General features: G+C 64.6%; 10 protein-coding genes. 2 read left to right on the forward strand and 8 right to left on the reverse strand.

Annotation, left to right across the window (positions count from 1 at the left end; all coding sequences use genetic code 11):
* Positions 1-8: 8 nt before the first annotated feature.
* From hscA to uvrB, 7 genes are all read right to left on the reverse strand, one after another.
* Complete coding sequence (gene hscA / locus RD110_RS18370; protein ID WP_076200918.1) at positions 9-1,865, reverse strand: Fe-S protein assembly chaperone HscA; 1,857 nt, start codon at positions 1,863-1,865, stop codon at positions 9-11.
* 35 nt (positions 1,866-1,900) lie between these two features.
* Positions 1,901-2,428 (reverse strand): Fe-S protein assembly co-chaperone HscB, encoded by a 528-nt coding sequence (gene hscB / locus RD110_RS18375; protein ID WP_076205249.1) that lies wholly within the window; start codon positions 2,426-2,428, stop codon positions 1,901-1,903.
* Positions 2,429-2,502: 74 nt separating this feature from the next.
* On the reverse strand, positions 2,503-2,826 hold the full coding sequence (gene iscA, locus RD110_RS18380) for an iron-sulfur cluster assembly protein IscA (protein WP_076200920.1): 324 nt from the start codon (positions 2,824-2,826) through the stop codon (positions 2,503-2,505).
* Position 2,827: 1 nt separating this feature from the next.
* Complete coding sequence (iscU, locus tag RD110_RS18385; RefSeq protein ID WP_076200922.1) at positions 2,828-3,250, reverse strand: Fe-S cluster assembly scaffold IscU; 423 nt, start codon at positions 3,248-3,250, stop codon at positions 2,828-2,830.
* Between the two features lie 23 nt (positions 3,251-3,273).
* Positions 3,274-4,494 (reverse strand): IscS subfamily cysteine desulfurase, encoded by a 1,221-nt coding sequence (locus RD110_RS18390; protein WP_076200924.1) that lies wholly within the window; start codon positions 4,492-4,494, stop codon positions 3,274-3,276.
* 202 nt (positions 4,495-4,696) lie between these two features.
* Complete coding sequence (gene iscR, locus RD110_RS18395) at positions 4,697-5,233, reverse strand: Fe-S cluster assembly transcriptional regulator IscR (RefSeq protein WP_076200926.1); 537 nt, start codon at positions 5,231-5,233, stop codon at positions 4,697-4,699.
* 257 nt (positions 5,234-5,490) lie between these two features.
* The gene (gene uvrB, locus RD110_RS18400; protein WP_076200928.1) at positions 5,491-7,611 is read right to left on the reverse strand and encodes an excinuclease ABC subunit UvrB; all 2,121 of its coding nucleotides are present in this window, start codon (positions 7,609-7,611) and stop codon (positions 5,491-5,493) included.
* Positions 7,612-7,837: 226 nt separating this feature from the next.
* On the opposite strand from uvrB, the gene RD110_RS18405 reads away from it, so the two are divergent.
* Positions 7,838-9,034, forward strand: coding sequence for an amino acid aminotransferase (locus RD110_RS18405; RefSeq protein WP_076200930.1), 1,197 nt, complete (start codon positions 7,838-7,840; stop codon positions 9,032-9,034).
* Positions 9,035-9,133: 99 nt separating this feature from the next.
* Here RD110_RS18405 and RD110_RS18410 read toward each other — a convergent pair whose 3' ends face one another.
* Positions 9,134-10,819: an isovaleryl-CoA dehydrogenase gene (locus RD110_RS18410; RefSeq protein WP_076205252.1), complete on the reverse strand. Its 1,686-nt coding sequence runs from the start codon at positions 10,817-10,819 to the stop codon at positions 9,134-9,136.
* A 259-nt stretch (positions 10,820-11,078) separates the two neighbouring features.
* Between RD110_RS18410 and RD110_RS18415 the strand changes: the two genes are divergently transcribed.
* Positions 11,079-12,839: a polyhydroxyalkanoate depolymerase gene (locus tag RD110_RS18415; RefSeq protein ID WP_083686342.1), complete on the forward strand. Its 1,761-nt coding sequence runs from the start codon at positions 11,079-11,081 to the stop codon at positions 12,837-12,839.
* Position 12,840 lies beyond the last annotated feature (1 nt).

The following is a 12,840-nucleotide window of genomic DNA, read 5'->3' on the forward strand; positions in this document are numbered from 1 at the left end:
TAGTGGTGCTAGATGTTTTCGATGTTCTGGCCGGACAGGGCCTGCTGGATGCCACGGTTCATGCGCAGCGCGGCAAAGGCTTCCGTGCCTTTCGCGACACGGTCTGTGGCGGCTTCGACGGTCTTGGCGTCGGTGGCGGCCTTGGCCTCCTCAAGTGCGGCCAGCAGGCCGTCGATCTCGGCGCGTTCGGCCGCGTCGAGCAGGTCGCCATCGGCCGCCAGCGCACCGCGTGTGGCCAGCAGCATGCGGTCGGCATCGACGCGGGCTTCGACGAGGGCGCGGCTCTGCATGTCCTGTGCGGCGGTGGCGAAGCTGTCCTGCAGCATGGCGGCGATCTGGTCGTCGCTCAGGCCGTAGGATGGTTTCACGTCGATGCGGGCTTCTACGCCGCTGACCTGCTCGCGCGCGGCGACGTTCAGCAGGCCGTCGGCATCCACAGTAAAGGTCACGCGGATGCGCGCCGCGCCCGCGGCCATTGGCGGGATGCCGCGCAACTCGAAACGCGCCAGGCTGCGGCAGTCGGCCACCAAGTCGCGCTCGCCCTGCACCACGTGCAAGGCCAGCGCGGTCTGGCCGTCCTGGTAGGTGGTGAAGTCCTGCGCCATGGCGGTGGGAATGGTCTGGTTGCGCGGCACGATGCGCTCGACCAGGCCACCCATGGTTTCGATGCCGAGAGAGAGCGGGATCACGTCGAGCAGCAGCATATCGCCCGTACCGTTGTTGCCGGCCAGCTGGTTGGCCTGGATGGCCGCGCCCAACGCCACGACTTCGTCCGGATTCAGGTCGATCAGCGGCTCCTGGCCGAAGAAGGCACGCACGGCCTCGATCACCTGCGGCATGCGAGTGGAGCCGCCGACCATCACCGCGCCCTGGATGTCGGCGGGGGCCAGGTCGGCATCGCGCAGCGCCTTGCGCACGGCGGACATGGTGCGTGCGGTCAGTTTGGCGGTGATGGCTTCGAAGTCCGATTTCTTGACGTCGATTCGCACGCTTCCGCCCGCCAACTCTGCGCGGAATGCTACGGATTCCGCAGCAGACAAGGCTTCCTTGCAGGCCCTGGCCGCCGCCTGCAGCACCACCTTGTCGGCGGGGGTGACGGCCTGTTGCCCGGTTCGCTCGACCACCCAGTCGGCCAGCGCGCGGTCGTAGTCGTCGCCGCCGAGCGCGGAATCGCCACCGGTCGCGATGACTTCGAACACACCCTGCGTGAGCCGCAGGATGGAGATGTCGAAGGTGCCGCCGCCCAGGTCGTAGACGGCGTAGACGCCTTCGCTGGCGTTGTCCAGGCCGTAGGCGATGGCCGCGGCCGTGGGTTCGTTGATCAGGCGCAGCACGTTCAGGCCGGCGAGTTGCGCCGCATCCTTGGTGGCCTGGCGCTGGGCGTCGTCGAAATACGCGGGCACGGTGATCACCGCGCCATAAAGGTCGTCGTTGAAGCTGTCTTCCGAGCGGTAACGCAGCGTGGCCAGGATCTCGGCGCTGATCTCCACCGGCGACTTCTCGCCCTGCACCGTTTGTATGCCGACCATGCCGGGCTTGTCGACGAAGCGGTACGGCAGCTTCTCGCGCTGGGCGATGTCGGCCAGGCCGCGGCCCATGAAACGTTTGGCCGAGGCGATGGTGTTCTCGGGGTCGGTGGCCTGCGCGGCCAGTGCATCCCAGCCGATCTGGCGCTTGTTGTCGGCCATGTAACGCACGACGCTGGGCAGGATCACCCGGCCCTGTGCGTCTGGCAGGCATTCGGCCACACCGCTGCGCACGGCCGCGACCAGCGAATGCGTGGTACCGAGGTCGATGCCGACGGCGATGCGGCGCTGGTGCGGGTCCGGCGTTTGGCCGGGTTCGGAAATTTGAAGGAGCGCCATGGCGTGGAATTGTTCTGCTTGAATGTGGCCGGGGCCTATTGTCCCGCGTCCGCCTGCGCATCGATGCGGTCGGCGATGTCGGTCTTGAAACGCTCGATGAACATCAGCGTGCGCACCTGTTGCGCGGCACCGGGGTAATCGTGTTGGGTGTCGAGCAGTGTCTTGATGCCGGCCAGGGTCTGCTTCTGCGCGTGCAACACCTCGGCCTGCAGCGCCTCGAGTTCGGCTTCGGACGATGCGTCGTCGAGCGCCTCGCGCCATGCCATCTGCTGCATCAGGAAGGCCGAGGGCATCGCCGTGTTGTTCTCGGCGTTGATCGGCGCGCCGTTCAGTTCACACAGATAGGCTGCGCGTTTGAGCGGATCGCGCAGGCGCTGCCAGGCTTCGTTGATGCGCACCGACCATTGCATCGCCACACGTTGCGCCGCGCCGGCCTGCGCCGCGAACTTGTCGGGATGGGCCTCGCGCTGCAGCGCCTTCCAGCGCGCTTCCATGGCGGCACGGTCCTGCACGAAACGCGGCGGGATGTCGAACAGTTCGAAGTCGTTGGATTGAAGATTCACTTGCTTGCACACCACATGAAAAAACCGCCGGCACGCAGCGCGCGGGCGGTTCGGTGATCAACCAGCTCAGCCGGTCAAACGCGAAAGCTTTCCCCGCAACCGCACTTGTCGCGCTCGTTCGGATTCTCGAACTTGAAGCCCTCGTTCAGGCCCTCGCGCACGAAATCAAGTTGCGTGCCGTCGATGTAGGCCAGGCTCTTCGGATCGACCAGCACCTTCACGCCATGGTCTTCGAAGACGATGTCTTCCGGCGCCAGTTCATCCACATATTCCAGCTTGTAGGCCAGGCCCGAGCAACCGGTGGTCTTCACGCCCAGGCGCACGCCCACACCCTTGCCGCGCTTGGACAGGTAACGGGTGACATGCCGCGCCGCGGCTTCGGTGAGCGTGACCGCCATCTCAGTTGACCGTTTCTGGCACCGCAGCCGAGGCTGCTGGTGCGGCGTGACGTTGTTTGTAGTCATTGACCGCAGCCTTGATGGCATCTTCGGCCAGGATGGAGCAGTGGATCTTCACCGGCGGCAGTGCCAGCTCTTCGGCGATTTCGCTGTTCTTCAGCGCAGCCGCCTGGTCCAGCGTCTTGCCCTTGACCCATTCGGTCACGAGCGAGCTGGAGGCGATCGCCGAGCCGCAGCCGTAGGTCTTGAAACGCGCATCCTCGATCACGCCGGTGACGGGGTTGACCTTGATCTGCAGCTTCATCACGTCGCCGCAGGCCGGCGCGCCGACCATGCCGGTGCCAACGCTGTCGTCATCCTTGGCGAACGAGCCGACATTGCGGGGGTTTTCATAGTGGTCGACCACTTTTTCGGAATAAGCCATGGTGTTTACCTCTTCAATTCAGATTAATGGGCAGACCACTGGATGGTGCTGATGTCGATGCCGTCTTTGTACATCTCCCACAGCGGGCTCAGCTCGCGCAGCTTGGCCACGTTGAGCTTGATGGTTTCCACGGCGTAGTCGATATCGGCCTCGGTGGTCCAACGGCCGATGGTCATGCGCAGGCTGCTGTGCGCCAGTTCGTCGCTGCGGCCCAGCGCGCGCAGCACATAGCTGGGCTCGAGGCTGGCCGAGGTGCAGGCGGAACCGCTCGACACCGCCAGGCCCTTGATGCCCATGATCAGCGACTCGCCTTCGACGTAGTTGAAGCTGATGTTCAGGTTGTGCGGCACGCGCTTTTCGAGGTGGCCGTTGATGAACACCTGCTCCACGTCCTTCAGTCCCGCCAGCATGCGGTCGTGCAGCGCCTGGATGCGCGCATTCTCGACCGTCATCTCTTCCTTGGCGATGCGGTAGGCCTCGCCCATGCCGACGATCTGGTGCGTGGGCAAGGTGCCGGAACGCATGCCGCGCTCGTGGCCGCCACCGTGCATCTGCGCTTCGATGCGGATGCGCGGCTTGCGGCGCACGAACAGCGCGCCGATGCCTTTCGGGCCATAGGTCTTGTGCGAGGTCAGGCTCATCAGGTCGACCGGCAGCTTGGCCAGGTCGAACTCGACACGGCCGGTGGCCTGCGCGGCGTCGACGTGGAAGATCACGCCCTTTTCGCGGCAGATCGCGCCGATGGCCGCGATGTCCTGGATCACGCCGATCTCGTTGTTGACGAACATCACGCTCGCCAGGATGGTGTCGGGACGGATCGCCGCCTTGAACACCTCCAGGTCGATCAGGCCATCGGCCTGGACGTCGAGATAGGTGACTTCGAAACCCTGGCGTTCGAGTTCGCGGCAGGTGTCGAGCACGGCCTTGTGCTCGGTCTTCACCGTGATGATGTGTTTGCCCTTGGTCTTGTAGAAGTGCGCCGCACCCTTGAGGGCGAGGTTGTTCGACTCGGTGGCGCCGGAAGTCCAGACGATTTCGCGCGGGTCGGCGCCGATGAGGGCCGCCACCTGTTCACGGGCCTTCTCGACCGCCGCTTCGGCTTCCCAGCCCCAGGCATGGCTGCGAGACGCCGGGTTGCCGAAGTGTTCGCGCAACCAGGGGATCATCGCGTCCACCACGCGCTCGTCGCACGGGTTGGTGGCGCTGTAGTCCATGTAGATCGGGAAATGCGGGGTCATGTCCATTTGGCTAGCTCTCGAGAATCTGAATCAGGGCTGGCTTGAAACTGCGCCGGGCCGACGCCGGACGGCGCTGCAACCAGGCTTCTTTCAACACACAAAATTTACAAAACGAATACCAGAACTAAATTGTCAGGTATTGGCAAAGACCTTGCCGCAAACATGACTTGTCGAGCCACGCACACCAGTACTGGCGCGGGGCCCGGCTTCAGGACTTGGCGAACACGTTACCCAGCGCGAACACCGAATTCGGCGCATTGATACGGATCGGCTTGACGACCGGCATGCTGGAGATGGCACGCTTGATCATCGGCTTGTTCTCGATCTGCACGCCCTTGGCGATCTGTTCGTCGACGAGTTTCTGCAGGCTGACCGAATCCAAAAATTCGACCATGCGCGCATTCAGCGCCGCCCACAATTCGTGGGTCATGCAGCGACCGGCTTCGCCCAGGCAATTTTCCTTGCCGCCGCATTGCGTGGCATCGATGGGCTCGTCCACCGACACGATGATGTCGGCCACGGTGATGTCCGCCGCCTTGCGGCCCAGCGTGTAGCCGCCACCGGGGCCGCGGGTAGACTCCACGAGGTCGTGCCGGCGCAACTTGCCGAACAACTGCTCGAGGTAGGACAGGGAAATCTGTTGCCGCTGGCTGATCGCCGCGAGGGTGACCGGACCGTTGTTCTGGCGCAGGGCCAGATCGATCATGGCGGTGACCGCAAAACGGCCTTTGGTTGTGAGACGCATCGCAGCTCCTTGTGTTCGCTTAAACCTGACGTTGATGGCCCGCCGCGTCTTTTGAACGATGCGGGGTGTTTTCCTCCAGCTCTGGCCACCGATGGCGGCGGCTTCGAGCCCTCAACTGCTGGGTTTTTCTTGGTAGGTGCCAAGTATACCATAAAACCCTATCAAATCTGTCGGGTTAATATACCAGTCAGTCGTATTTTATCTTTCTGGTATTCCCGCCCGACGGCATGCCCGGGCCGAGCCCGGACCATCGCCTCTCACCCTTTGGACAGCGGAACCAGGTGGTCGGTTCCCGGCGCGCCGAAAGCCTGGGTCTTGAGTTGCGTGAGCTGGTCGCGCACCCGGGCAGCCTGCTCGAATTCGAGGTTGCGCGCATGCTCCAGCATGGCCTTCTCGAGCCGCTTGATCTCGCGTGCGATGTCCTTCTCGCTCATGTCCTCGACCTTCGCGCGGCGCATGGCTTCCTGCTCGAGTTTTTCCGCCTCACGGCCCGTTTTTTCGCTGTAGACCCCGTCAATCAGGTCTTTCACCCGCTTGACAATGCTGGTCGGCGTGATGCCTTGCGCCAGGTTGTGCGCGATCTGCTTGGTCCGCCGCCGCTGGGTTTCGTCGATCGCCCGCTTCATCGAATCGGTGATCTTGTCGGCGTACAGGATTGCGCGGCCGTTGAGGTTGCGCGCGGCGCGGCCGATGGTCTGGATCAGCGAGCGTTCGGAGCGCAAAAAGCCCTCCTTGTCCGCATCGAGGATCGCCACCAGCGACACCTCGGGAATGTCCAGCCCCTCGCGCAGCAGGTTGATGCCGACCAGCACGTCGAAGGTGCCCAGGCGCAGGTCGCGCAGGATTTCCACGCGTTCCACCGTGTCCACGTCGCTGTGCAGGTAACGCACCTTCACGCCGTTGTCGCTGAGATAGTCGGTGAGCTGCTCCGCCATGCGCTTGGTGAGCGTGGTGATGAACACGCGCTCGTTCTTCTCCACGCGAATGCGGATCTCCTGCAGCACGTCGTCCACCTGGTGCGTGGCCGGCCGCACCTCGACTTCCGGATCGACCAGGCCCGTGGGACGCACCAACTGCTCTACCACCTGGCCGGTGTGCTGCTTTTCCCAATCGGCCGGCGTGGCCGAGACGAAGACCGCCTGGCGCATCTTGGTCTCGAATTCCTCGAACTTCAGCGGCCGGTTGTCCAGGGCACTGGGCAGGCGGAAGCCGTATTCGACAAGCGTCGTCTTGCGCGCGCGGTCGCCGTTGTACATGCCGCCGAACTGGCCGATCAGGATGTGGCTCTCGTCGAGGAACATCAGCGCGTCCTTGGGCAGATAGTCCGTCAGCGTCGATGGCGGCTGGCCCGGCGCCGCGCCGCTCAGATGCCGCGTGTAGTTCTCGATGCCCTTGCAGTGGCCGATTTCGCTGAGCATCTCCAGGTCGAAGCGCGTGCGCTGTTCGAGCCGCTGTGCCTCCACCAGCTTGCCGGCGCCGACCAGCTCCTTCAGCCGCTCGGCCAGCTCGATCTTGATGGTCTCCACCGCGCCCAGCACCTTGTCGCGCGGCGTCACGTAGTGGCTGCTCGGGTAGACGGTGAAACGCGGGATCTTCTGCCGGATGCGGCCGGTCAGCGGGTCGAACAGCTGTAGCGTCTCGATCTCGTCGTCGAAGAGTTCGATGCGGATGGCGAGTTCGGAATGTTCGGCCGGAAACACGTCGATGGTGTCGCCGCGCACACGGAACTTGCCGCGCGAGAAATCCTGATCGTTGCGCTGGTACTGCATGCGGATCAGCTGCGCGATCACGTCGCGCTGGCCGATCTTGTCGCCCTGGCGCAGTGTCATCACCATGCGGTGGTAGCTCTCGGGCTCGCCGATGCCGTAGATCGCCGACACCGTGGCCACGATGACCACATCGCGCCGCTCGATGATGCTCTTGGTGCAGGACAGGCGCATCTGCTCGATGTGCTCGTTGATCGCCGAATCCTTCTCGATGAACAGGTCGCGCTGCGGCACATAGGCCTCGGGCTGGTAGTAGTCGTAGTAACTCACGAAGTACTCCACCGCGTTCTTCGGGAAGAACTCGCGGAACTCGCTGTAGAGCTGCGCGGCCAGCGTCTTGTTGGGCGCAAAAACAATCGCGGGACGCCCAAGCCTGGCGATCACGTTGGCCATGGTGAAGGTCTTGCCGGAGCCGGTCACGCCCAGCAGCGTCTGGAACACCTCGCCGTCGTTCACACCCTCGACTAGCTTGGCGATGGCCTCCGGCTGGTCGCCAGCCGGCGGGTAAGGCATGAACAGCTGGAAGGGCGAGCCTTCGAAGCTCACGAACTCGCCCTTGGGCGGCGCCTCCAGCACTTCCGGGTCGGCTTCGATGGAAAGGGGTTCGGACATGGGTCGATCGCTCCGTGGGTTGCGCAAAGTCGGGCCCGTGGCGCCCGTTCGGCTTCGGCAAAATAACAATACTGTATAGGAATACAGACCATGTGGTGACGAAACGCGCATTCCCAAGCCCTTCGCCCGGCGCGGCGCGGGGCCGGGCTAAAATTCGGAGTTGCCTGCAGCGCTGCGCTGCGCCAGCCGCGGGCGACCCGCTCCAGACCAACTCATAGGACTTTCCATGTCATTGTTCACTGCCGTCGAAATGGCACCGCGCGACCCGATCCTCGGCCTCAACGAGCAATTCGCCGCCGACCCCAACCCGTCCAAGGTCAACCTCGGCGTGGGTGTGTATTACGACGACAACGGAAAGCTGCCCCTGCTCGAATGCGTGCAGGCCGCCGAACGCACCATGGCCGAGTCGCCCAAGGCCCGTGGCTACCTGCCGATCGACGGCATTGCCGCATACGACACCGCGGTGAAGAACCTGGTGTTCGGCGCCGACAGCGAACCCGTGCAATCCGGCCGCGTGGCCACGGTGCAGGCCATCGGCGGCACCGGCGGCCTGAAGATCGGCGCCGACTTCCTCAAGCAACTCAAGCCCCAGTCCAAGGTGCTGATCAGCGACCCGAGCTGGGAGAACCACCGTGCGCTGTTCACCAACGCCGGTTTCAAGGTGGAGAGCTACGCCTACTACGACGCGGCCAAGCGCGGCGTGAATGTCGAGGGCATGCTGGCCGACCTGAACGCCGCCGACGAAGGCACGATCGTCGTGCTGCACGCCTGCTGCCACAACCCGACCGGCTACGACATCACGCCCGAGCAGTGGGACGGCGTGATCGCCGCCGTCAAGGCGAAGAACCTCGTGCCTTTCCTCGACATGGCCTACCAGGGCTTCGGCCAGGGCATCGCCGAAGACGGCGCGGTCATCGGCAAGTTCGTCGCCGCCGGCCTGAGCTTCTTCGTCTCCACCTCGTTCAGCAAGAGCTTCAGCCTGTATGGCGAACGCGTCGGCGCGCTGAGCGTGTTGTGCGAGTCCAAGGAAGAAGCCGGCCGCGTGCTGAGCCAGTTGAAGATCGCCATCCGCACCAACTACAGCAACCCGCCCACCCACGGCGGCACCGTGGTCGCGGCCGTGCTGAACACCCCCGACCTGCGCGCCGTGTGGGAAAAGGAACTCGGCGACATGCGCCTGCGCATTAAGCAGATGCGCCTGGCGCTGGTCGAAAAACTCAAGGCCGCGGGTGTGACGCAGGACATGAGCTTCATCACCACCCAGGTCGGCATGTTCAGCTACTCGGGCCTCACCAAGGACCAGATGGTGCGCCTGCGCACGGAATTCGGCGTCTACGGCACCGACACCGGCCGCATGTGTGTTGCTGCGTTGAACAGCAAGAACATCGACTACGTCTGCGCCGCGATCGCCAAGGTCATCTAGACAACGCGAATCTTCCTGCTGCGCGAGCCGATCTGAGGTCTGCGCGCCTTACCGTACGGAAGTACGGTTGCGGTGCTCGACCTGACCTCGGCCCGCTCGCTACGCAGTCTTCGCGCTGTCTGCCGCCGGCGCGTTGCGGCCCACATTGACCGCAGCGCGATCGATGATCCGCTCATGCGCCACGCCCCGCGGCAAACTCCCGAACACCCTGCCCCAGCCTGCGTCGAAACGCGAGCCGATGAAGCCATCGGCCACAAATTCCGGCGCGTGAGCACGCAGCAGACCGGCTTGCACCAGAAGCACCAACGCCTGCGCCAAATGCCGGCCTTCCGCTTCCAACGCGATCGCATCGCCAACCACCGCTTCGCGCAGCCACTGCAGCGTCGGCGCGAGCCGCGCGTCGCCTGCGCAATGGGTGGCCAGATCGTCCAACAGCAACTGCCACGACTCAGGCTCGCGTCCGATGGCGCGCAGCACGTCCAGGCACATCACATTGCCAGAACCCTCCCAGATCGAATTCACCGGCATGTCGCGAAAAAGCCGCGCCATCGGGCCGTCTTCGACATAACCGTTGCCGCCGAACACCTCCATCGCCTCGCCCGCCAGTTCCACACCGCGTTTGCAGATCCAGAACTTCGCCGCCGGCGTGACGATGCGCTGGTAGGCGCGCGCCAGCGGCGCGTCCGCGTGCTCGAAAGCCTGGGCCAGGTGCATCATCAGCTGCGTTGCGGCCTCGCTCTCGAGCGCCATGTCGGCCAGCACGTTCTGCATCAGCGGCTGGTCCGCGAGCCACTTGCCGAAGGCCATGCGCTGGCGCGCGTAGTGGATGGCCTGCAGCGTGGCCGCGCGCACCGTGCCGGCGCTGCCGATCACGCAGTGCAGCCGCGTCACCGTGGCCATCTGCAGGATGGTCGGGATGCCGCGGCCGGGCTCGCCGACCATCAGGCCCCAGGCGTCCTCGAACTCGACCTCGCTGCTGGCGTTCGAGGCGTTGCCCAGCTTGTCCTTCAGGCGCTGGATGCGCACCGCGTTGCGCGTGCCGTCGGGCCGGAAGCGCGGCACGAAGAAACAGGACAAGCCCTCTTCGGCCCGCGCCAGCACCAGGTGCGCGTCGCTCATCGGCGCCGAGAAGAACCACTTGTGGCCCACGAGGCTGTAGGGCTGGCCGCGGCCGGGCGTGGCCAGGCGGGTGGCGATGGTGGTGTTGCTGCGCACGTCGGAGCCGCCCTGCTTTTCCGTCATACCCATGCCGATCAGGATCGAATCCTTCTGTGCGATCGGGAGGTCGCGCGGGTCGTGGACCGTGGCGAACAGCTTGGGGGCGAGCTGCGCGAAGAGCGCCGGCTCCTGCTGCAGCACCGGAATGCTGGCGAAGGTCATCGAGGCCGGGCACAGGGAGCCGTTCTCGGCCTGGGCGTGCAGGTAAAACCCCGCCGCATAGGCGCTCCACGCCCCGGGACGCGGGTCGGAAAACGGCAGCGACACCAGATGCTGTGCGCGCAGCATGCCCATCACGGCGTGCCAGGACGGGTGGTAGGCCACGCTGTCGACGCGCCGGCCGCCACGGTCGAAACGCTGCAGCTCGGGCTTGTGCCGGTTCGCCTCCTCGGCCCAACGGATGGTCTGCTCGCGGCCGAGCGCCTGGCCGTAGGCCGCCACCGAAGCCTGTTGCGCCTGCGCCCCGGCTCGACGTAGTGCTTCGCTCAGTGCCAGGTCGCAGGCAAAAAGATCGAAGTCCTTGAGTTCAGGCACCACATTGGTGATTTCGTGCGTCGTCCAGGCCATGGGCATCTCTCCAGCGCCGCGGCTGCGGCTTCATCCAAGCTCGCACAAGTATAGGTAGCCCACTCCAGAAATGCAGCGCGCGGAGGCTCCGGTGGATTTGCTTCTGATTCGCAGCCAATGACACCTAGATCCGTTGCAAATTCCCCAGCCAATGCACCTCAAACGCGCATAAAGTGCGCCGTATTGGTGTTTCCACTTCACACGACGCCGCAGCACAACTGCTATATTGCACTGCAACATTCTTCACCCGGTCGTCCCCATGCTCTACCAGATCTACGAAAACCAACGCGCATTGATGGAGCCGTTCGCCGACTTCGCGCAGGCCGCCTCCAAGCTTTACAGCAACCCCCTGTCCCCGCTGGGCAGAAACACCTTCTCGCAGCGTGTGTCGGCGGGCTACGACTTGCTCTATCGCCTGGGCAAAGATTACGAAAAGCCCGAGTTCGGCCTGAAGACGGTGAGCGTGGACGGCGTGGAAGTGGCCGTGCACGAACGCGTCGAGCTGGACAAGCCGTTCTGTGAACTGCGCCGCTTCAAGCGCTTCACCGACGACGTGCACACGCTGACCAAGCTCAAGGGCCAGCCGGCCGTGCTGATCGTGGCGCCCTTGTCGGGCCACTACGCCACGCTGCTGCGCGATACCGTGAAAACCATGCTCAAGGACCACAAGGTCTACATCACCGACTGGAAGAACGCGCGCCTGGTACCGCTGGCCGATGGCAGCTTCCACCTGGACGACTACGTGAACTACGTGCAGGAGTTCATCCGCCATCTGCAGAAGATCTACGGCAACTGCCACGTCATCAGCGTCTGCCAGCCGACGGTGCCGGTGCTGGCCGCGGTGTCGCTGATGGCCTCGCGCGGCGAGACCACGCCGCTGTCGATGGTGATGATGGGCGGCCCGATCGACGCGCGCAAATCGCCCACGGCGGTGAACAACCTCGCCATGAACAAGAGCTACGAATGGTTCGAGAACAACGTGATCTACCGCGTGCCGGGCAGTTTCCCGGGCGCGGGCCGGCGCGTGTACCCGGGCTTCCTGCAGCACACGGGTTTCGTGGCGATGAATCCCGAGCACCACGCGAAGAGCCACTACGACTACTTCAAGGATCTGATCAAGGGCGACGACGTGAGCGCCGAGGTGCACCGCAAGTTCTACGACGAGTACAACGCCGTGCTCGACATGGACGCCGACTACTACCTCGAAACCATCGCCACGGTGTTTCAGGACTTCAAGCTGGTGCAAGGCACCTGGACGGTCAAGGGTCCCAACGGCAAGATCGAATTGGTGCGGCCGCAGGACATCCGCAACTCCGCCCTGCTGACGGTCGAAGGCGAACTCGACGACATCTCCGGCTCCGGCCAGACCAAGGCCGCACACGACTTGTGCAGCGGCATCCCGAGGAGCCAGCAAACGCATTTCGAGGCCAAGGGCGCGGGTCACTACGGCATCTTCAGCGGCCGCCGGTGGCGCGAAATGGTCTACCCGCAGGTCAAGGCCTTCATCCAGGCGCACACGCCGAAGGCACAGCAACCCGCCACCTTGGCCATCGCCGAACCATCTGCGAAGACGCCCACCAAAGCGTCTGCAAAGGCGCTTGCAAAGTCGCCCGTGAAAGCCGCTGCCAAGGCACCGGCGAAGAAAACCCGGCCGCTGCTCAAACCGGCCTCCGCCAAGGCGGTCGCAGCCAAGCCCGTGGCGGCGGCACCGGCCAGCAACGTCGAATCCGCCCAGAAGACCCTGCCGCTGGAGCCGGCGTCCACTGCGCGCACGGCGCCAGCCAAAGCCTCGGGCATTCCGACCAAGGAGCCGATCAAGGATCCGGCGCCGGCCCCCGCCGGCCCGCCCGTGGAAGAGCCGCCGAGCCCGACCGGCAAGCCGCCACTGAAGGCCGAGGCCGCAACGCAGACCGGAGCCACCCCAGCCAAGACGAGCCAAAAGCGCGGCGAAACCAGCCGGGCCACCGCATCCTCCGCCGCCAAGCCAGCGACAGCCAGGAAGCCTGGCCGCCGCGCCTGAA

Origin of the sequence: Rhodoferax koreense (assembly GCF_001955695.1) — a bacterium.
GTDB lineage: Bacteria > Pseudomonadota > Gammaproteobacteria > Burkholderiales > Burkholderiaceae_C > Rhodoferax_B > Rhodoferax_B koreensis.